Annotated in this window: 23 protein-coding genes; 15 read left to right on the top strand and 8 right to left on the bottom strand. The window is 72.5% G+C overall.

Going from position 1 to position 21,869, the window contains the following annotated elements; all coding sequences use genetic code 11:
• The coding region (groL, locus tag C4T42_RS12270; protein ID WP_103985154.1) for a chaperonin GroEL at positions 1 to 1,189 on the top strand (1,189 nt) is incomplete at its 5' end.
• A 100-nt stretch (positions 1,190 to 1,289) separates the two neighbouring features.
• On the opposite strand, the gene C4T42_RS12275 is transcribed toward groL, so the two are convergent.
• From C4T42_RS12275 to C4T42_RS12310, 8 genes are all read right to left on the bottom strand, one after another.
• Entirely contained in the window at positions 1,290 to 1,580 is a 291-nt protein-coding gene (locus C4T42_RS12275; protein WP_244491748.1) for a hypothetical protein, read from the bottom strand.
• Positions 1,581 to 1,875: 295 nt separating this feature from the next.
• Positions 1,876 to 2,388: a 5,6,7,8-tetrahydromethanopterin hydro-lyase gene (gene fae, locus C4T42_RS12280; protein WP_012317540.1), complete on the bottom strand. Its 513-nt coding sequence runs from the start codon at positions 2,386 to 2,388 to the stop codon at positions 1,876 to 1,878.
• 238 nt (positions 2,389 to 2,626) lie between these two features.
• Positions 2,627 to 3,466 (bottom strand): triphosphoribosyl-dephospho-CoA synthase, encoded by an 840-nt coding sequence (locus C4T42_RS12285; RefSeq protein WP_103985155.1) that lies wholly within the window; start codon positions 3,464 to 3,466, stop codon positions 2,627 to 2,629.
• Positions 3,463 to 4,371: a RimK family alpha-L-glutamate ligase gene (locus C4T42_RS12290; RefSeq protein ID WP_103985156.1), complete on the bottom strand. Its 909-nt coding sequence runs from the start codon at positions 4,369 to 4,371 to the stop codon at positions 3,463 to 3,465. The genes C4T42_RS12285 and C4T42_RS12290 overlap by 4 nt, the downstream gene beginning before the upstream one ends.
• Positions 4,372 to 4,492: 121 nt before the next feature.
• The gene (gene mch, locus C4T42_RS12295; RefSeq protein WP_020091841.1) at positions 4,493 to 5,467 is read right to left on the bottom strand and encodes a methenyltetrahydromethanopterin cyclohydrolase; all 975 of its coding nucleotides are present in this window, start codon (positions 5,465 to 5,467) and stop codon (positions 4,493 to 4,495) included.
• Positions 5,464 to 6,615: an ATP-grasp domain-containing protein gene (locus C4T42_RS12300; RefSeq protein ID WP_103985157.1), complete on the bottom strand. Its 1,152-nt coding sequence runs from the start codon at positions 6,613 to 6,615 to the stop codon at positions 5,464 to 5,466. Before C4T42_RS12300 ends, mch begins: the two co-directional genes overlap by 4 nt.
• Positions 6,616 to 6,637: 22 nt before the next feature.
• The gene (locus C4T42_RS12305; RefSeq protein WP_056521160.1) at positions 6,638 to 7,531 is read right to left on the bottom strand and encodes an NAD(P)-dependent methylenetetrahydromethanopterin dehydrogenase; all 894 of its coding nucleotides are present in this window, start codon (positions 7,529 to 7,531) and stop codon (positions 6,638 to 6,640) included.
• 89 nt (positions 7,532 to 7,620) lie between these two features.
• Entirely contained in the window at positions 7,621 to 8,598 is a 978-nt protein-coding gene (locus tag C4T42_RS12310; RefSeq protein ID WP_103985158.1) for a beta-ribofuranosylaminobenzene 5'-phosphate synthase family protein, read from the bottom strand.
• Positions 8,599 to 8,996: 398 nt separating this feature from the next.
• Between C4T42_RS12310 and C4T42_RS12315 the strand changes: the two genes are divergently transcribed.
• From C4T42_RS12315 to folP, 14 genes are all read left to right on the top strand, one after another.
• The gene (locus C4T42_RS12315) at positions 8,997 to 10,067 is read left to right on the top strand and encodes a formyltransferase (RefSeq protein WP_103985159.1); all 1,071 of its coding nucleotides are present in this window, start codon (positions 8,997 to 8,999) and stop codon (positions 10,065 to 10,067) included.
• A complete protein-coding gene (locus C4T42_RS12320) occupies positions 10,061 to 11,707 on the top strand; it encodes a formylmethanofuran dehydrogenase subunit A (protein WP_056521167.1) in 1,647 nt (548 codons plus the stop codon). The genes C4T42_RS12315 and C4T42_RS12320 overlap by 7 nt, the downstream gene beginning before the upstream one ends.
• A 27-nt stretch (positions 11,708 to 11,734) precedes the next feature.
• Positions 11,735 to 12,682 carry a formylmethanofuran--tetrahydromethanopterin N-formyltransferase gene (fhcD, locus tag C4T42_RS12325; protein ID WP_103985160.1) on the top strand — a complete coding sequence of 316 codons (948 nt, stop codon included), beginning with the start codon at positions 11,735 to 11,737 and terminating at the stop codon, positions 12,680 to 12,682.
• A gap of 3 nt (positions 12,683 to 12,685) precedes the next feature.
• Complete coding sequence (locus tag C4T42_RS12330; protein ID WP_103985161.1) at positions 12,686 to 13,480, top strand: formylmethanofuran dehydrogenase subunit C; 795 nt, start codon at positions 12,686 to 12,688, stop codon at positions 13,478 to 13,480.
• 84 nt (positions 13,481 to 13,564) lie between these two features.
• Positions 13,565 to 13,771, top strand: a complete 207-nt coding sequence (locus C4T42_RS12335; protein ID WP_012317529.1) for a hypothetical protein — start codon at positions 13,565 to 13,567, stop codon at positions 13,769 to 13,771.
• A gap of 78 nt (positions 13,772 to 13,849) precedes the next feature.
• A complete protein-coding gene (locus C4T42_RS12340; RefSeq protein WP_103985162.1) occupies positions 13,850 to 15,508 on the top strand; it encodes a HAMP domain-containing sensor histidine kinase in 1,659 nt (552 codons plus the stop codon).
• Entirely contained in the window at positions 15,505 to 16,209 is a 705-nt protein-coding gene (locus C4T42_RS12345; protein WP_020091831.1) for a response regulator transcription factor, read from the top strand. Before C4T42_RS12340 ends, C4T42_RS12345 begins: the two co-directional genes overlap by 4 nt.
• A 224-nt stretch (positions 16,210 to 16,433) precedes the next feature.
• Positions 16,434 to 16,523 carry a pyrroloquinoline quinone precursor peptide PqqA gene (pqqA, locus tag C4T42_RS12350; RefSeq protein WP_012317526.1) on the top strand — a complete coding sequence of 30 codons (90 nt, stop codon included), beginning with the start codon at positions 16,434 to 16,436 and terminating at the stop codon, positions 16,521 to 16,523.
• A gap of 33 nt (positions 16,524 to 16,556) precedes the next feature.
• Complete coding sequence (gene pqqB / locus C4T42_RS12355) at positions 16,557 to 17,456, top strand: pyrroloquinoline quinone biosynthesis protein PqqB (RefSeq protein ID WP_103985163.1); 900 nt, start codon at positions 16,557 to 16,559, stop codon at positions 17,454 to 17,456.
• Positions 17,457 to 17,642: 186 nt separating this feature from the next.
• Positions 17,643 to 18,728: a pyrroloquinoline-quinone synthase PqqC gene (gene pqqC / locus C4T42_RS12360; RefSeq protein ID WP_020091829.1), complete on the top strand. Its 1,086-nt coding sequence runs from the start codon at positions 17,643 to 17,645 to the stop codon at positions 18,726 to 18,728.
• On the top strand, positions 18,725 to 19,870 hold the full coding sequence (pqqE, locus tag C4T42_RS12365; protein WP_103985164.1) for a pyrroloquinoline quinone biosynthesis protein PqqE: 1,146 nt from the start codon (positions 18,725 to 18,727) through the stop codon (positions 19,868 to 19,870). Before pqqC ends, pqqE begins: the two co-directional genes overlap by 4 nt.
• The gene (locus tag C4T42_RS12370; RefSeq protein ID WP_103985165.1) at positions 19,867 to 20,592 is read left to right on the top strand and encodes a hypothetical protein; all 726 of its coding nucleotides are present in this window, start codon (positions 19,867 to 19,869) and stop codon (positions 20,590 to 20,592) included. Before pqqE ends, C4T42_RS12370 begins: the two co-directional genes overlap by 4 nt.
• A complete protein-coding gene (locus tag C4T42_RS12375; RefSeq protein ID WP_091978084.1) occupies positions 20,573 to 20,935 on the top strand; it encodes a hypothetical protein in 363 nt (120 codons plus the stop codon). Before C4T42_RS12370 ends, C4T42_RS12375 begins: the two co-directional genes overlap by 20 nt.
• A 97-nt stretch (positions 20,936 to 21,032) precedes the next feature.
• Complete coding sequence (gene folP, locus C4T42_RS12380) at positions 21,033 to 21,869, top strand: dihydropteroate synthase (RefSeq protein ID WP_103985166.1); 837 nt, start codon at positions 21,033 to 21,035, stop codon at positions 21,867 to 21,869.

Genomic DNA, 21,869 nt, shown 5'->3' on the forward strand with positions numbered 1-21,869 from the left:
CGCCAACGGCGACAAGGAGATCGGCGAGATGATCGCCCACGCCATGCAGAAGGTGGGCAACGAGGGCGTGATCACGGTCGAGGAGGCCAAGACGGCCGAGACCGAGCTCGACGTCGTCGAGGGCATGCAGTTCGACCGCGGCTACCTCTCCCCGTACTTCATCACGAACGCGGAGAAGATGGTCGCCGAGCTCGAGGACCCCTACATCCTCATCCACGAGAAGAAGCTCTCGTCGCTCCAGGCCATGCTGCCGGTGCTCGAGGCCGTCGTTCAGACCGGCAAGCCGCTCCTGATCATCGCCGAGGACATCGAGGGCGAGGCTCTCGCCACCCTCGTCGTCAACAAGCTCCGCGGCGGCCTCAAGGTCGCGGCCGTCAAGGCGCCGGGCTTCGGTGACCGCCGCAAGGCGATGCTCGAGGACATCGCGATCCTGACCAAGGGCCAGATGATCGCCGAGGACCTCGGCATCAAGCTCGAGAACGTGACGCTCCCCATGCTCGGCCGCGCCAAGCGCGTGCGCATCGAGAAGGAGAACACCACGATCATCGACGGCGTCGGCGAGAAGTCCGACATCGAGGGCCGCATCACCCAGATCAAGGCGCAGATCGAGGAGACCACCTCGGACTACGACCGCGAGAAGCTCCAGGAGCGCCTGGCCAAGCTCGCGGGCGGCGTCGCGGTGATCCGCGTCGGCGGCGCGACCGAGGTCGAGGTGAAGGAGAAGAAGGACCGCGTTGACGACGCCCTCAACGCCACCCGCGCGGCGGTCGAGGAAGGCATCGTCCCGGGCGGCGGCACCGCGCTGCTGCGCGCCAAGAAGGCGGTCTCCGAGCTGAAGTCCGAGATCCCGGACGTGCAGGCCGGCATCAAGATCGTCCTGAAGGCGCTCGAGGCCCCGCTCCGCCAGATCGCCCAGAACGCGGGCGTGGAAGGCTCGATCGTGGTCGGCAAGATCACCGACAACACCTCCTCGGAGACCTTCGGCTTCAACGCCCAGACCGAAGAGTACGTCGACATGATCCAGGCCGGCATCGTCGACCCGGCCAAGGTGGTGCGCACCGCCCTGCAGGACGCGGCCTCGGTCGCCGGCCTGCTGGTGACCACCGAGGCGATGGTCGCCGACGCGCCGAAGAAGGACAGCCCTGCTCCGGCCATGCCGGGCGGCGGCATGGGCGGCATGGACTTCTAAGTCCGAGCCATCCGCTGAGACGAAGGAAGGGGGTCGCCGCGAGGCGGCCCCTTTTCTCTTGGCGCCGGCCTGCCGCGGTGGCCCGCGGGGCGCAGGCCGGTCAGAGGCCGCGACGCGACGCTTCGGCCGCGAGACGCGCCCGCACGGTGGCGATCAAGGATTGCCGGACGCGCTCCGTCGCCTGGAACGGGATATCGAAGTTCAGGCTGTGGTAGATCAGGGATCGGATGCTGTCCTGATCGGGATCGTCCGCGCTTGTCTGCATGAAGTCGAGGATCCAGGCATGGATCGCCGCGTGGTCGGACGTGTCGGGATCCGCGGCGAGGACCAAGTGGCCGCCGTGAATCCAGTCATCGCGCAGGGTTGCGGACACTTCGTCCGATGCAGGCATGACCTCACCTCGCGGCTCTGCCCGGTGCGGCCGGGACGATAGAGTTTTCGCGCGCGCCGATCCCGTTCTCCACCAGCGACCGCGGAGCTTCGACGCCGCGTCACCTGTACGTCGGCGCCTCGCCCGGCCGCGATGTGGCGCGGCGGTCCGGGCGGTGGGCGATCAACAAAAAACGGGACGGCTCGCGCCGTCCCGTTCAGGGGCCTAATTATCGGCCAAGGAAGATCGAAGCCAGTCGCTGGAGCAGGCCCCGCGGTGCGGGCGGAGGCTCGCTCTGCCCAGGACCGTCCCCGATCTAAGCGTTGGCGGCGAAGGGGTGCTGCGCCGAGTTGCGCTGCTCGGTGACCGTCGAGGCCTTCGGCTCGCCGTTCACGGCGCGCTGGATCGACAGCTTGGTGGCCTCGTAGTTGTACTTCTGGATCTTGGCGTCGTCGGCCGCCTCCCAGTGGATGAACACGCCGACCAGGATGTACAGGTCGTCGGCCTCGTCCGCCGGGATGATGCCCTCGGCCACCGCGTCCTGCACGGCCTTGGCAACGCCGTGCTGGGCCGGGCCGAACATCTGGACGGCCTGACGGGCGTCGTTGATGGTGACCTTGTTGAACATCAGGGTGTTCGGCTTGCACGGCAGGTTCGGCGCGATGACCGCGAGCAGGCTGGTGAAGCCGTGCTTGTTGTTCACGAGGCCGTTGCAGAAAGCCGTCTCGGCCGGCGAACCGCGCGGTCCGATGATGAGGTCGATGTGGGCGACCTCGTTGCCGTCGCCGACGAGCGCTTCGCCGACCTGAACCTTGGTGATCTTCGCCATTCGGTGTCTCTCCCTGGATTCCGAAATAGAGCCGCGCGCCGGGCGGTGCCGCGGCCGGGAAGCCATCCTTGTTATCGGCGCCCGACCATGCCGGCCGAGCCGGTTGGGCCGAGCCGGTTGGGCCGGACAGCGCGGCGGACCCTACAGCGGGCCCCTGCGGCTCACAACCCGCGCAAGGCCCTGACACGAAGGAATTTCCATCCGCCCGGCGCTATGGACACCGGATCGTGCACGCGGCTCAGGCCAGCCGGGCGCCGGCGCCCGCGAGCGCGTCCCAGAACAGCGTCGCGACGGTGAAATCCGCGCTCGTGCCGGGATTGATCGACCGCGCCTTCAGCGACGCGTCGAGGGCCAGCAGCGCGTCGACCGGCCGCGCGGCGAGGTCGATCCCGGCGAGTGCCGCCTCGACGTCCCGGCGGACGCCCTCGGCCGCGGCCGCGCCGTGCTTGCGCGCGACGTGGCTGTCCGGGACGGCGCGCAGGAAGGCGAGGTGGATCGCGGTCGTGCACCAGGTCGGGTCGAGCCCGGCGGCGCGGGCCTCGCGCAGGGCCGCGAGCCCGATCGCCGGCACGTCCGCGAACCCCGTAACGTAGGCGCGGGCGATCCGGTCCCGGTCGGCGGCCTCCGCCATGGCGTCGCGCAGGGCGCCGGGCGCCGCCTCGGCGACATCGTGCCGGGCGGCTTCGCCGAGGCCGCCCGGATTCGCGCGGCGGATGCCCGCGAAGACCGCCTCCGAATCCGCGCCGTCCAGCGTGTCGAGCACCGCAGCGACGGTCCGGTCCTCCTCGGCCGCGACCGCGAGCGGCGCGCAGAGCAGCAGGATGCCGAGATTGGTGTTCTGGCCCACCGCCGCCACGGTGGCGGCGACGCCGTCGCGGACCCGCGCCCCGACGCCCGCGCCCGGGCGGGCCAGGGGCGGGGCCGAGACGTCGGCGCTCGTGACGAAATCCGCCAGCACCATGCGGTGGCCGGGCGCGTAGGCGTGGACGTTGCCGGGCTTGAGGGCGTCGAGCTCCGCGAGGCAGGCCGCCCGGTAGAGCGTGCCGATCAGCGCCGCGTCGAGGCCGGCCCCGCTCATGCCACCACGAGCCGGGGGCGGCTGGCGCCGCGGGCCGCGGCGAGGAAGCCCCGCACCACCGCGGCGGCGATGTCGGTCTCGCAGACGGTCTGGAGCCCCGACCAGGCCGGCATGGAATTGACCTCGAGGACCGAGAACCCGCCCTCCCCGTCCTCGACGAGGTCGACGCCGGAATAGTCGACGCCGACCGCGGCGGCCGCCGCCTCGGCCAGCTCGGCGGCGGCGCGCGGCATCGCCCAGGGCAGCGGCCGGCCGCCCCGGTGGACGTTGGTGATCCAGCCGTCGCCCTCGCGGATCATGCCGGCGATCGCCCGTCCGTCGCAGACGAACACCCGGTAATCGCGCCACAGGCCGTCCCGGCGCGGCACGTAGCGCTGGAGGTAGTAGACCCGGGCCACCGCCTCCTCGTCGGGCAGGTCCTCCGGGCGCTCGATCAGGGCGAGCCCCTCCCCCTGCGAGCCGAACAGCGGCTTCAGGACCAGCGGCGCGCCCGGCCGCGCCTCGGCGGCGACCAGGGCCGCGGCCGCCTCGCGCTTCGAGAACACCCAGGTCGCCGGGGTCGGCAGGCCGGCCCGGTCGATGAGCAGCGAGGTCGCCGCCTTGTCGACCGAGCGCTCGATCGCGGTCGGCGCGTTCCAGACGGTGACCCCCGCGGCGACCAGGGCGTGCAGAACGCCCAGCCGCATCGTCGTCGCCTCGAAGGTGCCGCCCGCGATGGTCCGCATCAGCACGCCGTCCGGCAGCGCGTCGGCGAAGCCCGGCACGCGCAGCGGCTCGCCGCCGCCCGTGACAACGGCCACGTCGGCGAGGGAGAACAGCACCGGCTCCACGCCGCTCGCGCGCAGGGCCGCGAGCAGGCGGTTCTTGTGCCAGGTGCCGTTATCGGCCGCGAGCCCGATGCGCATGGGGGTCCTGATGGGGTCCTGATCGTCACGGGGCCGCCCGCCTCCGGGGCGGCCCGAGGTTCTGTCGCTCGGTGGATCGGACTGGGGTCCCCGCCGCGCGGGAGGGGCGCCCCGCGTGCCCTCAGGCGAAGGACGCGTCGACCAGCGTCGGCTCCAGGCGGCCGCCGCGGTAGGTGGCGCCGGAGCGCACCGACGTGACGATCGCCTCGGCCGGCGAGAACAGGGCGCCGTCGATCTTGTAGAAGTCGCCGTTCACCCGCGCGAAGATGTCGGCGAAGGGCGCGCCGTGGTCGCTCGACGTCGTGGAGGGCAGCTGCTCGGCGAGCTGCTTGGCGTCCGCGTCGTCGGCGTCCACGAAGAGCTGCACGCGCCCGCCGTAGATGATCGCGTCGTTGGTGCGGCCCATCGCCTTGATGAAGTCCGGGTGCGGCGGCGACAGCGGCGCCGAGCCGATCCCGTCCACGATGGCGTGCAGGTCGAAGCCGACCGTGTGGGCCTTGTGGAGGGCGACTTCCAGGACGCGGGCCACGACCTGCGTGGAGCCGGCGAGGCTCTGGGTCGGCGCGAAGATGAAGGTCAGGTCCTCGGGCTTGAGGCCGGAGGCCTCCGCGACCTTGGCGACGACGCTCTCGGGCGGGCCGCCGGCCGCCTCCAGTACGAGGGCGGTCTTGGTGGCGGAATCGCGGAAGCCGAGCTCCTGGTACAGCTCCTCGACGGCCGCCACCGCGCGGCCCGGGCCCGAGCCGAGGGCGAAGAAGCCGGAATCCCCGGTCTCGTCCGCGAGGCTCCAGCCCGCGTACTGGCTGCCGAGGCAGGCGAGCACCGGGTCGGCGGAATGGACCGTCACCGAGTACGGCCAGGACGCGATCGGCCCGCTCGGCGCGATCGTGACGGTGCCGAGGCCGCCGAGGCAGATCTCGGCGATGCGCCGCCCGGCCTCGATCGAGCCCCGCGCCTGCGCGCCGGCATCGACCATGCGGGCGCCGCCGGCGGCCTGCGACACGGAGAGCCGCAGCGTCGCGGCGTCGGCCACGAGCCGCTCGACCAGGGGGCCTGAGAGCGCGTTGATGCTGGGATAGGACGGGCTGGCACTCATGACGGGGCTTCCTCGGGGTGTGTTTTCTTCGCCGCGCAGACGGCCCGCAGGTGTGCCGTCCGCGTTTCCAACAGGGCGAGCACCTCCGCCCGGTCCGCGCCTTCGGCCAGCACCGTGCAGAGCGGCGCGTCGCGGCGGACCGCCGAGCCGGGGCACGGGCGGTCGCGCACGCAGTCCGGCCAATCGAGGTCCGGCACAGGCGCAAGCTCACGGTCCGCGTAACAGATCTGCGCGGCCGCCGCACCCGCCGGATGCGGGCCGGGCTCCGGCATCGTGCCGAGGCAGGCGGCGATGTGGGCCGCGAGCAGCGGCGTCCCGCGCCTGTCGAGGACGTCGAGGGTCGCGCCGGGCCTCGGGTTGATCTCCGTGAGCCACCACTCGGTCCCGTCGACCAGCAGGTCGGCGCTGGCGAGGCCGCGCAGGCCCGTCGCGGCGACGATCCGCTCGGTCCCGGCGGCGACGGACTCCGCGATGTGGGTGGGGAGCGCCGGGGTCTCGCCGGCGCCGCGGGCGAGCGCTCCGGCGTAGCGGAACGGCCGGATCGGCGACGGCGCGCACCATTGCTCGGTGACCGCGAGGACACGGATCGTTCGGCCGTCGGCGAGGACGTTCAGGGCGTGGGGCCGCCCCGGCACGCGCGCCTGGAGATAGTGGCCCGCCGGCGCGGGCGACCGGGTGGCCGGCCGGATGTGGCTGCCGCCGGAACCCCCGATCCGCTTGACCAGCCAGCCCGCGGGGTCCGCCGGCGGCGCGGCCGCCACGGCCGGATGTGGCACGCCGAGGCGCGCGCACAGGGCCGCGAAGGCCACGGGATCCTTCAGGGCGGCGACGGTCCCGGCCGAGGCGCCGATGAGCCGGTGCCGCGCGGAGAGGCGCGCGATCAGGTCGGGGGCGTCCTCGAAGCCGCTGCCCAGGATCAGGCCGACCGGGTTCCCGGCCAGCGCCGCGAGGTCGTCGAGCGCCGCCAGGGTGGCGTCGGCGGCGGGGCCGGTGCCGAAGCGGCCCGGCAGTTGCCGGTAGGCCTCGGCCAGCGCGCGGGTGTCGGAATCGCCGAACAGGTCGGCGACGTAGGGGCGAAGCCCCGCGCGCCGCGCCGCCTCGGCCAGGGCGCGCCCGGCCTGCGCGGCGATCAGGACCGCGTCCGCCATCGGCATCCGGTCCGGGAGCGGCCTAGCCGGCGATCTCCACGGCGAGCTCGTAGGCGTCGCGGAAGTCGAGGCACAGCGGCGTGTCGGAGGCGAGCATCCGGTCGAACAGGCGCCGCTGCGTCTTGTACTTCACGTCGCCGACGGCCAGCGCGCCGATGCCGACCCCCTTGCCGGTGGGCAGCGCGACGTCCACCGCGTTGACGTCGATCCCCGCGATGCCGGCGGGCGGCACGGCGTTGACGTCGGACGCCACGAGCAGCTTCGGCGCGGATTTCAGATCCTCCGCGGTGAGGATCGGGATGCCCGCCGGGCCGGCCGAGAGGATGACGTCGGCGTCGCGGATGGCCGCGCGCCGGTCGTCGGGCGTCGTGCCGTCGACGGCGCCGACCTCGATGCCGAAGCGCCACTTCATCGTGAAGGCGATCTTCGAGACGCGCTCCTCGCCGTCGTGGCCGACCAGGACGGTGGTCGCGCCCTGCAGGGCGCCGATCACCGCGGCCACGTAGGCGACGACGCCCGCGCCGCCGAAGATCACGATGCGCTTGCCCTTGAGGTCGGTGTTGAACTTCTGCCGCAGGGCGCGGGAGACCTGCGCCACCATGGCGGCGCCGGTGGTGAACGAGCCCGCCGGGTCGGCGAACACGTGGTTCACGAAGGGCGGCACGAAGGCCTTCTTGGCGCGGTCGACCATGTCGAGGGCGTCCTCGGCGTTCTTGCCGCCGATGAAGATGCCCGTCCGCGTCCCGTCGGCCGGCGACCGCGAGAAGATCGAATCCTGCGTCAGGGTGACGACGTCGGCGAGGCTGACCTCCGCGTAGGTCACCACCGTCTCGAAGCCGGCATCCACGGCCATGTTCACGTCGAACGGGCTCATGTGCCGGAGCGGCGTCAGCATGTGGAGGATCGAGCGGGCCATGGAATCCTCGTGCGGCGCGCGAGAAGAGAGGCGCCTTCTCTCCGTCCAAACCCGGAGCGGCGCCCCGGGTCAAGCCCGGGGCGGCCAGCTCACGCCGGACCGGTTACCGAAGCGCCACCGTTGCGGCCCCGGGCGATGACGAACCGGAGGGGGCCGCCGCGATCGAGGCCGGCCACCAGGGCGCGGGCCTCCGCCTCGGACGGGACCAGCGCGAAGCCCGTCGGCCCCCAGGAGGATTGGCCGTAGCCCGCGACGCCCTGCGCGGCGACGCTGGCGAGCGCCTCCGCCACCGCGGCGCTGGCGTAGCGGCCGCCCTGATGGGGCGCGAAATGGTCGCCGATCAGCGTCTGGATCCGGGTGATGCCGGCGCCGAAGCCCTGCGGCTCCGCCAGGGCGACGGCGGGCAGCACCTGCATCAGCGCGATCCGGCAGATCTCGGCGGCCTGGGCCTCGGGGAAGCGCGGCAGGTCGCGGAAGGCCTCGACCTCGCGCGTCCCGTGCACGCCGGCCATGCTCGGATCGAGGATCAGGACGATCCGCCAGGCCTCGGGATAGGGCAGGCGCGCGATCACCGGCGGCGGCCCGCCATCCGCGCCGCGGCCGCCGTCGACGATCAGGCCGCCCTCGGTGAAGGCGCACAGGCCGACGCCGGACCGGTTGCCCCGGTCCAGGGTCGCCGCGAAGGCCTCCGCCGCGAAGGGCTCGCCGTTGAGGCGCGCCATCGCGGCCGCCACCGCGAGGGCGAGCTGCGTGCCGGAGCCGAACCCGGCATGGGCCGGGATCACCCGCTCGACATCGATGGCGACGTCCCCGCCGCGCCCGAGATGGGCGGCGGCGGCCTCGACGTAGCCGCGCACCCGGTCGGATTCCGGGCCAGTGACGGTGGGCCGGGCGGCCCGGCGGGCGGTCAGGGCCAGGGATGGCGCGTCGATGGCCAGCCCGATGCTGCCGAAGCGCCGGCCGAGCCCGCCATGCAGGTCCAGGAAGCCGAAATGCAGCCGCGCCGGCGCCTCGACCCGCACGGTACCGTCCGCCGTCGCCTCGTTCCGTTCGGGGACCTCGCCCAACGCTCTTCCCTCGAATCCCGTCTCGAATCCCGCAGGCCCGGCCCCTGCGCGGCGCGCTTGTCACACGCGGCCCGGAACCGGGCAACGTGGACGCGCGCGGATCGTGCCCGCCGACGGCGCAGGACTGATCGATCGCGGAGAGCGCGCGCGGCGGTGAACCGATACCCGCGATTCACTTCCCGACGCGCATCGCCGCCGGACCCCCTTGCCGCGGTGCGCGGATGAAGGCAAACCTAGGCCCGCGACGGCGCGCCGAGTTTGCCGCCTGCCCGGACATGCCGGGCGGATGAGCCATTCCGATTCGGTGGGGAACCCTCGGGCTCGAGGGGCACCCGCTTCGTCCGGTCTTACGGCCGTCGCCCGCTCCGAAACCAAGCAAGAACGTTGCGAGAGGGAGCATGGCAGCCTGGGTGAAGGGTGGCGCGACGGACGCGGGCACCGCCATCGAGGCGGCCGCATCCCTCCTCGCCAAAGCGCGCGCGCCGGTGATCGCCGGCCTCAGCGCCGACGTGGCCGCGATCCGCGCGGCCTACGATCTCGCGGGGCGCATCGGCGCCTCCGTCGACACCGCCGGCGCGGCCGGCACCTACGCGGACCTCGGGGCGCTGAGCCGGGTCGGGGCGCTGACCTCGACACCCGCCGAGGCCGTCGGGCGCGCCGACGTGGTGCTGGTGGTCGGCGCCGCGCCCTGGCAGGCGCCGCTCCTGAAGCGCCTCGTCGACGGCAAGCCCGGCCGCGGTCGCGCCGCCGGGTCGGACCGCACCCTGCTGGCCGTCGGTGCCAACGCCACCGCGTCCCTGTCCTGGCCGGCCGAGGGCGGGCTGACCGAGGCGGTCGGCGTGCTGCGCGCCCACGCCCGCGGCCACCTCGCCGGCGATGATCTCCCCGGCCAGATCGCCGCGCAGCTCGCCGCCGCGCAGTACGGAATCCTCCTCTACGACGCCGCCGAACTCGGCGAGGTCGGCATCGAGATGCTCCAGGGCCTCGCCATGGAGCTCAGCGAGACGACGCGCTGCTTCACCCTCGCGGTCGGCGGCACCGGTCAGGACCGGGCGGTGGTGCCGGTCTCGGCCTGGCTCACCGGGCAGGCGCCGCGCAGCGGCTTCGGGCGCCGCGTGCCCGAGCACGATCCCTGGCGCTTCGACGCCGCCCGGCAGGTCGCCGCCGGCGAGGTCGACGCCGTTCTCTGGCTCGGCGCCGTCCCGGTGTCGCGCCCGGACTGGCTGTCGAACGTCCCCTCCGTCGCGCTGGTCGCGGACGGTGAGGCCGGAGCCGCCGAGGTGGTGATCGCGGTTGGCCAGCCCGGCCGCGATCACGGCGGCGTGTTGTGGAACGAGCAGCGCGCCGCGCTGACCTTCTGGCCGGCCTCGGCGCCGTCGGATCTGCCGTCGGCCGCGTCGGTGCTGGGCGCCCTGAAGGAGCGCCTGGTCACGGGCCCGGCCGCGTCGAGGAGTGAACCCGCATGCTGAGCGTGATCCGGGGCGGGCGCGTCGTCGATCCGACCGCGTCCCGCGATTCCGTGGGCGACGTCTGGATCGAGGACGGCCGCGTGATCGATCCGCCGGGCCGCGAGCCCGACGCCGTGATCGACGCCGCGGGCTGCGTGGTGATGGCGGGCGGCGTCGAGGTGCACTCGCACATCGCCGGCGGCAACGTGATCACCTCGCGGCTGCTCCTGCCCGACCTCTACGTCAGCGAGGCGGCGCCCGACGGCCATCCCTTCGCCCACGCGGGGGGGGCGGCGGCCTGGATCGGCTCGACCTACGCGCGGATGGGCTACACCACGGCCGTCGAGCCGGCGATGCCGCCGACCCACGCGCTGGGCACGCAGCTCGAGCTCGCCGACATCCCGCTGCTCGACCGCGGCGCCCTGACCGTGATGGGCAACGACGACCAGCTCCTGCAGCTCCTGCGCGAGCGCCAGGGCGGCAACGCCGTACGCGACCTCGTCGCCCTGTCGGTCGCCCAGTCGCGCGGCCTCGGGGTCAAGTGCATCAACGCGGGCGGTGCCTCGGCCTTCAAGGACGGGGCCCTGCGCCTGTCGCTCGACGACGAGATCCCCTGCTACGGGCTCTCGACCCGGCAGATCATGGGCTCGCTCCTCGACGCGGTCGAGGAGATCGGCGTCCCGCACCCGCTGCACGTCCACTGCAACAACCTCGGCCTGCCGGGGGCCGACGACAGCTTCATGGCGACGCTCGACGCGGCGGAGGGACGGCGCATCCACTTCGCTCACGCGCAGTTCTACGCCTACGGGGCGGTCGACCCGGCCAATCCCGGCACCGGCGGCTTCCGCTCGGCCGCCGAGCGGATCGCGCAGGCGATCGCCGACAACCCGAACGCCACCCTCGATATCGGGCAGGTCGTGTTCGGCCAGACCGTGACGGTGTCCCTCGACATCCTCCGCCAGTTCGCCGGCCGGAAGGGCGCCAAGCCGAAGAAGTGGGTCCTGAACGCGGGCGACGCCGAGGGCGGCGGCGTGGTGCCGTTCCTGTACCGGCCCCGGGGCCCGACCAGCTCGCTGCAATGGGCGATCGGCCTGGAGATCATGCTGCTCTCCACCGACCCGGAGCGGACGATCCTGACCACCGACCACCCGAACGGCGGCCCGTTCACCCAGTACCCGCGCATCATCCACCTGCTGATGGACAAGTCGGAGCGCGACCGCGAGATCGCGACGCTGCCGAGCGTGGTCGGTGAGCGGTCGAGCCTCCCCGGGCTGGAGCGCGAGTACACGCTCTCGGAGATCGCGCAGCTGACCCGGTCCGGACCGGCGAAGCTCCTCGGCCTCGCCGACCGGGGCCACCTGCGGGCCGGCGCCCGGGCCGACGTCGCGGTCTACCGCGACGACGCGAACCGCACCGCGATGTTCACCGCCGCCAAGCTCGTCCTCAAGGACGGCGTGCCGATCGTCGAGGACGGCGAGGTCGTTGAGTGGCGCGCCGGCCGCACGCTGTCGCTGACCGTCGAGTCCGACAAGGCCATGGCGAAGCGCGCCGACACCTACCTCACGGAGCGGTTCGGCGAGGGCCTCGACAGCTTCGCCGTGCCCGACGCGGCCTTCGGCGAGGGCCGGGAGAACTTCGAGGCGGTGCCATGCCGGGCGTGATCAGCGGGGCGAGCCGCGGGAAGTACGATGTCTGACCTCACCCTCAACGGCATCCCGGTCGTCGACACCTTCGCGGAGGCGTTCGACGTGGCCGGCACGGCCATCATCGTCACGAATGACACCGCCAAGTGGGCGATGATCGCCGCGACCACGATGACCGGCTTCGCCACCTCGGTGATCGGCTGCGGCGCCGAGGCCGGCATCGACGCCGAGCTGTCGCCCGAGGAGACGCCGGACGGGCGGCCGGGCGTGCGCATCCTGCTGTTCGGCTTCGAGCCGAACGGCCTCAAGGACCAGCTGATCAAGCGCGTCGGGCAGTGCATCCTCACCTGCCCGGGCACCGCCTGCTACGCGGGTGTCGACGGGCCGACCAAGATCAAGCTCGGCGGCGCGATCCGCTATTTCGGCGACGGCTTCGCGGTGGCCAAGCGCCTGCCCGACGCCACCGGCAAGGCCCGGCGCTACTGGCGCATCCCGGTGATGGACGGCGAGTTCCTCTGCGAGGACTCGGTCCGGGCCGTCGACGGCGCGGTCGGCGGCGGCAACCTGCTGTTCCTCGGGCGGAACCACGCCGAGACGCTCAAGGTCGCCGAGATCGCCGTCGAGGCCGCCAAGGCGGTCCCCGGCGTGATCCTGCCGTTCCCGGGCGGCATCGTCCGCTCCGGCTCCAAGGTCGGCGGCCGGACCAAGGGCATGATGGCCTCGACGAACGACGCCTACTGCCCGACCCTGAAGGGCCGCGCCGGCTCGGCGCTCCCGGCCGAGTGCGGCGTGGTGCTGGAGATCGTGATCGACGCCCTCACCTCGCAGGGCGTGTCCGACTCGATGCGCGCCGGCCTGCACGCCGCCACCGAGATCGGCGGCAAGCACGGCCTGATCGCCGTCACGGCCGGCAATTACGGCGGCAATCTCGGCCGCCACCACTACCACCTGCGCGACCTGATCGCGCGCGACAGCGCCAAGCCGGAGGGCTGAGCCGTGAGCACCCTCACCCTGCGCGCGGCCCCGCCCGAGCGCCTGGACCTCCTGAACGTCAACCCGCGGGCGCTCAGCCGCCTGTCCCAGGGCGAGGCCGAGCGCCTCGAGATCGGGACGACCCGGACCGGCGTGCGCCTCGGCGACTGCTTCGCGGTCGCGCTGGACGGCTCCGACACCCTGACCATCGAGGGCGGCCACGAGCGCCTCGACCGGGTCGGAGCGTCGCTGTCCGAAGGTACGATCCGGGTGACCGGCGATGTCGGCCAGCGCCTCGGCGCCGGCATGGCGGGCGGCAGCCTGACCGTCACCGGCCATGCCGGACCTTACGCAGCCTCCGGCGCCACCGGCGGCACGATCACCGTCGAGGGCGATGCCGGGGACTACGCCGGTGGCGCGGTCTACGCCGCGAAGGCCGGCCTCGACGGCGCGACGCTGATCATCCGCGGCAGCGCCGGCGCCCATCTCGGCGACCGGATGCGGCGCGGGACGATCGTGGCCGGGCGCGCGGGCGCCTTCGCGGGCTCGCGCATGATCGCCGGCACCCTGGCGGCGCTCGCCGTGGGCGATCATCCCGGCTTCGGCATGCGCCGCGGGACGCTCCTCGTCGGCAGCCACGGCCGGATGTCGCCGACCTTCGTGGAGACCGGGACGCACGACCTCGTGTTCCTGCGGCTGCTGGCCAAGGCCCTGCACGGCCTGAGCGCCGAGCACGCCGACCTCCTCGGCAAGCCGCTGCGCCGCTACTCCGGCGACCTCGCGACGATCGCCAAGGGCGAGATCTGGGTCGCGGCCTGACGCCGCCTGGGCAAGGGGCGTGGACGCGTCCTATGCTCCCCGCCAAGCCGGCCCGCACGAGGCCGGCAGCCCGGGGAGGCGCCCATGCTGCTTCTGCTGTCGATCTGTCTCGTCGCCCAGCCCTCGACCTGCCGCGAGGACCGGATCGAGATGTCCTTCGAGAAATCGAGCCCCTTCGTGTGCCTGCGCAACTCGCAGAGCGCGCTCGCGACGTGGCAGGCGGCGCATCCGGAATGGCACGTGGAGCGCTGGCGCTGCGCCGCGAAGGGCAGCCTGCCGAAGGACCTGTGACGGGTCCTTGGTTCGGCGCCCCGGCGGTGCCATGCTCGGGCCCGCCGGCACGCCGGTACTGAGAGCGGGACGGGGACGATGCGCTCGCTGAAGGTCCGCTTCGCGCTGCTGCTCGGCGGCACCGCCATCGTGGTGGTGCTGGCCGCCGCGGCCGCGCTGGCGGCGATCGGAGCGGCGGAGCGCACCGTCGACCGGACCCTTGAGGCCCAGCGGCGCCTGGAGCTGCTGGCCGAGCTGTCCGGCCGCCTGACGCAGTTCGGTCTCGCGGCGGTGGAGACCGTCGGCAATCCCGATGGCCAGCCCGAGGCGATGGCGATCGCCCGCGACAACGCCGACCGCGCCCTGACCACCGTGGACGAGGCGCTCGCCAAGAGCTTCCCGCCGAGTGACGACCCGGCCGACCGGATGCAGTACGCCGCCCGCACCCGCCCCATGGCGCAGCTGCGCGCGGCGCGCGCGGTGCTGGACCGGCAGGTGTCGCTGATCAGCCGCCAGACCGAGCCGGAGCGGCGTCAGGACGCGATCAAGGGCGCGCTCAACGGTTTCGGTGCCATGACCGGCCAGCCGCTCTCGTTCCTGATCGAGGCCGAGCGGCGCAGCATGGCGCTCGGCTCCGAGGAGGCCCGGGCGCTCTCGGAGCGCCTGCGGGTGGCCGCGGCCGCAGCGGTGGCCGCGGCCCTCGTGCTGCTGGCGATCCTCTACCGCGGCGTCACCCGGCCGACCCTGGCCCGCATCGAGGAGGTCCGCCGCGCCGCGAGCGCCATCGGCCACGGCGCCCTGGACACGCGCCTCTCCGTCGCCACGCGGGACGAGCTCGGCCTGCTCATGACCAACGTCAACCGCATGGCCGCCCGCCTCGCTCGCCGGGAATCGCGGGTCGCGGCCGACCGGGCGGCGCTGGAGGACACCGTGGCGGCCCGCACCGCCGATCTGCGCGCCGCCAACGCCCGGCTCGAGGCCGTCGATCAGTCCCGCCGCCGCTTCTTCGCCGATGTCAGCCACGAACTGCGCACGCCACTGACGGTGATTCTGGGCGAGTGCGACCTGGCCCTGCGCGGCGCGTCCCGGGGCACCGATCCGGGACCGGTCTTCGCGACGATCAAGAAGCGGGCGCAGCGCCTCAAGCTGCGCGTCGAGGACCTGCTGCGCGTCGCGCGCTCGGAATCCGGCGAGATCGCGTTCGACAAGCGCCGCCTGGGGCTCGCCCAGGTCCTGGCGGAGGCCGTGGACAACATGAGCTCCGAGGCGGCGCGGCGCCGGGTGGGCCTCACCCTCGATCCCGGCACCCGCGACGTCGAGAGCCTCGCCGACCGCGAGTGGATGCGCCAGACCGTCGAGAGCCTCGTCGACAACGCGCTCCGCCACGCCGCCGGCCTCACCCGGGTCGAGGTCGCCCTGGCGGCAGGTCCCGGACCGGTCGGACGGATCACCATCACGGATGACGGTCCCGGCTTCGGCGCGTCGGAGGACGCGCTGTTCGAGCGCTTCAAGCGCGGCTCGGGCGCCGGACCGGACGAGACCGGGTTCGGCATCGGGCTCGCGCTCGCGCGGTGGATCGTGGAGCAGCACGGCGGCACGATCCGGCTCGGCCCCGGGCCGGACGGGCGCGGGGCCCGGGTCACCCTGGACATCCCGGCCTGCGATCCGGCATGGGAGACGGGCCCGGTCGACGGCGCTGCCGTTGGCGCCCAAGTGGGCGCCCAACTGGGCGCGCAGGTGAAGGAGTCGGCCGCATGACGCGGATCCTGATCGTCGAGGACGATATCGACATCCGCGGCCTCCTCGCCCGGGGGCTCGAGGCCGAGGGATTCGAGGTCGGGACGGCGGCCTGCGTCGACGAGGCCCTGAAGGCGGCCCACGACCCGGCCCCCGGCGCCGTGCTGCTCGACATCAACCTCCCGGACGGTTCGGGCCACGACGTCTGCCGGTCCCTTCGCGAGGGCGGCTTCCCGGGCGCGATCCTGTTCCTCTCGGCCCGCGACGAGATCCGCGACCGGGCCGAGGGCTTGGCGCTCGGCGCCGACGACTACATCATCAAGCCCTTCGAGTTCGACGAGCTCGTCGCGCGCTTGCGGACCCACCTGATGCGCCGCGAGCAGGCGGAGGCGCCGCGCTCGCGCATCACCGCCGGCAAGCTGATGCTCGACCTCGAGACCCGGCAGGCGAGCTGCGGCGAGGCGAGCGCCCGCCTCACGCCCCGCGAGGCCGACCTGCTGGCCATGCTGATGGAGAATATCGGCAAGCCGGTCTCGCGCGCCGACATCTTCGACCGGCTGTGGGCGAGCCAGGGCGGGCTCTCCCTCAACGTGGTCGACGTCTATATCGGCTACCTGCGCTCCAAGATGGCCGATTTCGTGCGCTACGGCGGGCCCGGCCTCGTCACCGTGCGGGGTAAAGGATTCATGCTGGAACTGCGCGGTCCCGACTTCCGGCAGTAGGCCCCTGTACTTTAGTCGCAGGCCCGCCCATTTCGTGATGGTTTCCGGACGCTTAGGAAGTCTCTCACGAAAAATTTGGGAGGATCCGGCAACTTAGTGCTTGAAGCCCGCGCGTGAATCGTCGATACCTCTCCGGCGCCGGAAATGAGAGCGCCATCAGTGTCTTAGGGTCCTCTTAGGAACCGCGTGACACTCGGTGTAGATGTTGCCTGAGGAGAAACACCATGAAGTGGGCTGCCCCGATCGTGTCCGAGATCTGCGTCGGCATGGAAGTGACGAGCTACGAGTCGGCCGAGATCGACACCTTCAACTGAGTTTCACGGGCCGGGGATCTCGGGAGCCGCACCATGCGCGTCGTGATCCTCGGTTCCGCGGCCGGCGGCGGCCTTCCCCAGTGGAATTGCCGCTGCCCCATCTGCACGCTGGCGCGATCCGAGCCGGACCGGGTGCGGCCCCGGACCCAGTCGAGCATCGCGGTCTCCGCGGACGGGTCGGACTGGCTGCTGATCAACGCCTCGCCGGATATCCGGCAACAGCTCTTCGACAATGCGCAGATGCATCCGCGCGAGGGTCTGCGCCACTCGCCGATCCGCGCCGTGCTCCTGACCAACGGCGACGTCGACCATGTCGCGGGTCTCCTGACCCTGCGCGAAGGTCAGCCCTACACGCTCTACGGCACGCGCGGGATCCTCGATTCGGTCAATGCCAACCGCGTCTTCGACGTGATGGCCGAGGGCGTCGTCGCCCGTCAGCCGATCGGCATGGACCAGCGCTTCGAGCCCCTCCCCGACCTGGCGGTCACACTCTTCCCGGTCCCCGGCAAGGTGCCGCTCTGGCTGGAGGACGAGACCATGCAGATCGGCGCCGAGACCGAAACCACGGTCGGCGCCCTGATCGAGGCCGGTGGCCGGCGCCTCGCCTACATTCCCGGATGTGCCCGGGTGACGGACGGTCTGCGCGCGCGCATCGCCGGCGTGGACGCGCTGCTCTTCGACGGGACCGTCCTGCACGACGACGACATGATCCGGGCCGGCGTCGGCACCAAGACCGGCTGGCGCATGGGTCACGTGCCGATGCGCGGCGAGAACGGCTCGATCGAGGCCCTGGCTTCGGTCGAGATCGGGCGCCGCGTCTTCGTGCACATCAACAACACGAACCCGGTCCTGGTCGAGGGCTCGCCGGAGCGGGCCGATGTCGAGGCGGCCGGCTGGACCGTGGCGCATGACGGGCTGGGTCTGACGCTCTAGGACGCCGCGCCGACGGCCTGCCGGATCGCGGCGCCGCGGCCGAATGCGCGACCGACGGTCGCCGTGGACGGTTGGGCGCCCGGGGGGACGGCACTATATCGTGGCTTAGCCCGGACAGTCGCCCCGCGCACGAGGGCGGGATCGGAACACAGGAAACGCGACCTGAGGACGGACGCCGGACACGCCATGAACGCCATTTTCCCGACCCCCGATGCCGCCGACAGCCAGCGTCTCCTGAGTCCCGAGGAACTGGAGGCGGCCCTGCGCGACATCGGCGCGCGCCGCTACCACAACCTGCACCCGTTCCATCGGCTGCTGCACGACGGCAAGCTGTCGAAGGACCAGGTCCGGGCCTGGGCGCTGAATCGCTACTACTACCAGGCGATGATCCCGGTGAAGGACGCCGCCGTGCTGGCGCGGATGACCGATGCGTCGCTGCGGCGGATCTGGCGCCAGCGGATCGTCGACCACGACGGCGACCACGAGGGCGACGGCGGCATCGAGCGCTGGCTCAAGCTGGCCGAGGGCGTCGGCTTCGACCGCGACTACGTGCTGTCGACCCGCGGCATCCTGTCGGCCACGAAGTTCTCGGTGGAGGCCTACGTCCACTTCGTCTCCGAGCGGACTCTCCTGGAGGCGATCGCCTCGTCGCTGACCGAGATGTTCTCGCCGACGATCATCTCCGAGCGCGTCGCCGGGATGCTGAAGAACTACGACTTCATCACCAAGGACACGCTGGCCTATTTCGACAAGCGCCTGACCCAGGCGCCGCGGGACGCGGACTTCGCCCTGGACTACGTCAAGCAGCACGCCACGACGCCGGAGCTGCAGCGGCAGGCGATGGCGGCGCTGACGTTCAAGTGCACCGTGCTGTGGACGCAGCTCGACGCCCTGTACTTCGCCTACGTGGCCCCCGGCATGGTCCCGCCGGACGCGTGGCAGCCCGGCGAGGGTCTGGTGGCCGAGGCGTCCCAGGCCAAGCCTGGAGCGGCCGGCGGGAAGATGGCGGCCGGCGACCGTCCGCGGCTGCCGCGCGGCGTCCGGCTGCGCAACGACGAGACCCGCGGCAAGTGGGTCCTGCTCGCCCCCGAGCGCACCTTCGACCTCGACGACAACGCCGTGGCGGTCCTGAAGCTCGTGGACGGCGCGCGGAGCGTCGCCGACATCGCGGACGAGCTGGGCAAGACCTACGCGGCCGATCCCCGCGCCATCGAGGCCGACATCTTGGTGATGCTCGACGGCCTCGCGGAGAAACGGGTTCTCGAGCGATGAACGCGCTGACGCCGAACCGCCCCGATGCGCCGGCCCCGGTCGGTCTGCTCGCCGAGCTGACCCACCGCTGCCCGCTGCGCTGCCCGTACTGCTCGAACCCGCTCGAGCTCGACCGGCGGTCGGGCGAGCTCGACACGCAGACGTGGCAGCGCGTGCTCGGGGAGGCCGCGGCGCTCGGCGTCCTGCACGTGCACCTGTCCGGCGGCGAGCCGACGGCGCGCAACGACATCGTCGAGATCACCAAGACCTGCGCCGATCTCGGCCTGTACTCGAACCTGATCACGTCCGGCGTCGGCGGGGCGCTGGGCAAGCTGCAGGCGCTCTACGACGTCGGCCTCGACCACGTGCAGCTGTCGGTGCAGGGCGTCGACGCGCAGAACGCCGAGAAGATCGGCGGCCTGAAGAACGCGCAGCCGCAGAAGTTCGAGTTCGCCGCCAAGGTGGTCGAGCTCGGCCTGCCCCTCACGCTGAATTCGGTGATCCACCGCGGCAACATCCACGAGGTGGTGGGCTTCATCGATCTCGCGGTGAAGATGGGCGCCAAGCGGCTCGAGGTGGCGCACACGCAGTATTACGGCTGGGCCTACGTCAACCGCGCCGCCCTGATGCCCGACAAGGCGCAGGTCGACGAATCGATCCGGATCGTCGAGGCGGCCCGGGAGCGCCTGAAGGGCCAGCTCGTCATCGACCTCGTCGTGCCCGACTATTACGCGAAGTACCCGAAGGCCTGCGCGGGCGGCTGGGGCCGCAAGCTGATGAACGTCACGCCCCAGGGCAAGGTCCTGCCCTGCCACGCGGCCGAGACGATCCCGGGGCTGGAGTTCTGGAACGTCAACGACCGCTCGCTCGGCGAGATCTGGCGCGACTCGCCGGCCTTCACGGCCTATCGCGGCACCGACTGGATGAAGGAGCCCTGCCGCTCCTGCGACCGGCGCGAGAAGGACTGGGGCGGCTGCCGCTGCCAGGCGCTCGCGCTCGCCGGCGACGCGGCGGCCACGGACCCGGCCTGCTCGCTCTCGCCGCTCCACGCCAAGGTGCGGGCGCTCGCCACCGAGGAGGCGGCCGAGAACCCGCCCGACTACGTCTACCGGACGATCGGCAGCAACGTCCGGTCGCCGCTCAAGGAGGAAGTGAACTCGTGAGAAGTCTTGTCGTGAGGGGCCTCGCCGCGACGTCGGTCGCGCTGGCTCTGGCCGCGCTGCCGGCCCTCGCCGAGGACGCGCCGAAGCCCGCCACCGTCACCCCGGCGACCGCCGCCGCCCCGCCCTCCGCGGCGGATCTGCTGTTCGACCAGCCGCACATGAAGAACACGGCCGCGGGCTCGACGCTGACCTACGATTACCTGCGCCGCTCGGGGATCTCGAAGGGGCCGTTCGGGGCGCCGCTCGAGGACACGATCCAGCTGAAGGTGGCGCCCGGGAAGACCGCCGAAGGCCGCGACATCAGCGTCGTGATGTTCTCCGGGCTGAACCGGATGCCGGCCGGCCCGTTCGAGGACATGGCGGGCAACCCGGTCGTCTCGCTCTTCCTCGAGAACCATCTCCGGGCCGTCGCGAAGGTGCTGGAGGCGAACCCGCGCTACCTCAAGCTCGCGATCCGCAAGGGCCTGCGCGAGAAGGCGACCGTCACGCCGACCAAGGTGGATATCGGCGGCCGCGAGGTCGACGGCTGGCGCGTGGTCACGAAGCCGTTCGCGGGCGACTCGATGGCGCAGCGCATGCGCGGCATGGACGACATGACCTATACCTTCGTGACCGCGCCCTCGGTGCCGGGCGAGATCGTCTCGATCGAGGCGTCGTCGAAGAGCCCCGACGGCGGCGAACTGCTGGAGGAGAAGCTGAGCTATGATCAGAAGGCTGGCTGAACGGGGCGCGCTGGCCGCCCTCGCCCTCACGCTGTCGGGCCTGACCGGCTGGGCCGCCGAGGAGAACGACTACCCGACCGACGCGCGGGTCGACTACGTGTTCGGCTGCATGGCCGCCAACGGCCAGACCCGCGAGAGCCTGCAGAAATGCTCGTGCTCGCTGGACCAGCTCGCCGCGATCCTCCCCTACGACAAGTACGTTCAGGCGAGCACGGTGCTCTCGATGCGGCAGGGCATCGGCAACCGGGCGAACGAGTTCAAGTCGACCAAGATCTTCGACGACAAGGTCGCGGAGCTGCGCCGCGCCCAGGCCGAGGCCGAGATCCGCTGCTACCACGGCTGACGCGCAGGTCTGGGCCGCACGGTGAGGCCGGCGTTGCGCCGGCCTCCCGATTCGCGCACACCGGCTCCCGAACCGCGCTCGTGAACGGGACCCGCCTGTGACCCCCTCTTCCCGCCTGTCCGACCTGCTGCCGGCGCTCGGCGGCCGCACGCTGGTCATGGGCATTCTCAACGTCACGCCCGATTCCTTCTCCGACGGCGGGCTGTTCGCCGGGGAGGCCGAGGCCGTGGCCCAGGCCGAGCGGCTGGTCGCCAAGGGGGCGGCGATCCTCGACGTCGGCGGGGAATCGACGCGGCCCGGCCACGTTCCGGTCCCCGCCGAGGAGGAGCAGGCGCGCGTCGTGCCGGTCGTCCGGGCCGTGGCGCCGCGGCTGCCGGTGCCGATCTCGATCGACACCTACAAGGCCTCGACGGCGCGCGCCGCGCTCGAGGCCGGCGCGCGGATCGTGAACGACGTCTGGGGCCTCCAGCGCGAGCCCGACATCGCCAACGTCGCGGCCGCCCACGGCGCGCCGGTCATCATCATGCACAACCGCGAGACGATCGAGCCGGAGCTCGACATCGTCGCCGACATGCTGGCCTTCTTCGAGCGGTCCCTCGCGATCGCCCACCGGGCGGGCCTCGCGGATTCCGAGATCGTGCTCGACCCGGGGGTCGGGTTCGGCAAGACCTGGAACCAGCATCTCGAGGCGCTGCGGCGGCTGCCCGAGATCCGCGCCCTCGGCTTTCCGGTCCTCGTCGGCGTCTCGCGCAAGTCGCTCCTCGGACGCCTGCACGACCGCGAGACCCGTCCGGCGGACCGCCTGCACGGGTCCCTCGCCGCCCACGCCGTCGCGGCGACCCTCGGGGCCGACATCGTGCGCGTGCACGACGTGGCCGCGCATATCGACGCGATGCGCGTCGTCGACGCCGTGATGCGGCCGGAGGCGCGCTGA

The organism is Methylobacterium sp. 190mf, from assembly GCF_900107945.1.
Lineage (GTDB): Bacteria > Pseudomonadota > Alphaproteobacteria > Rhizobiales > Beijerinckiaceae > Methylobacterium.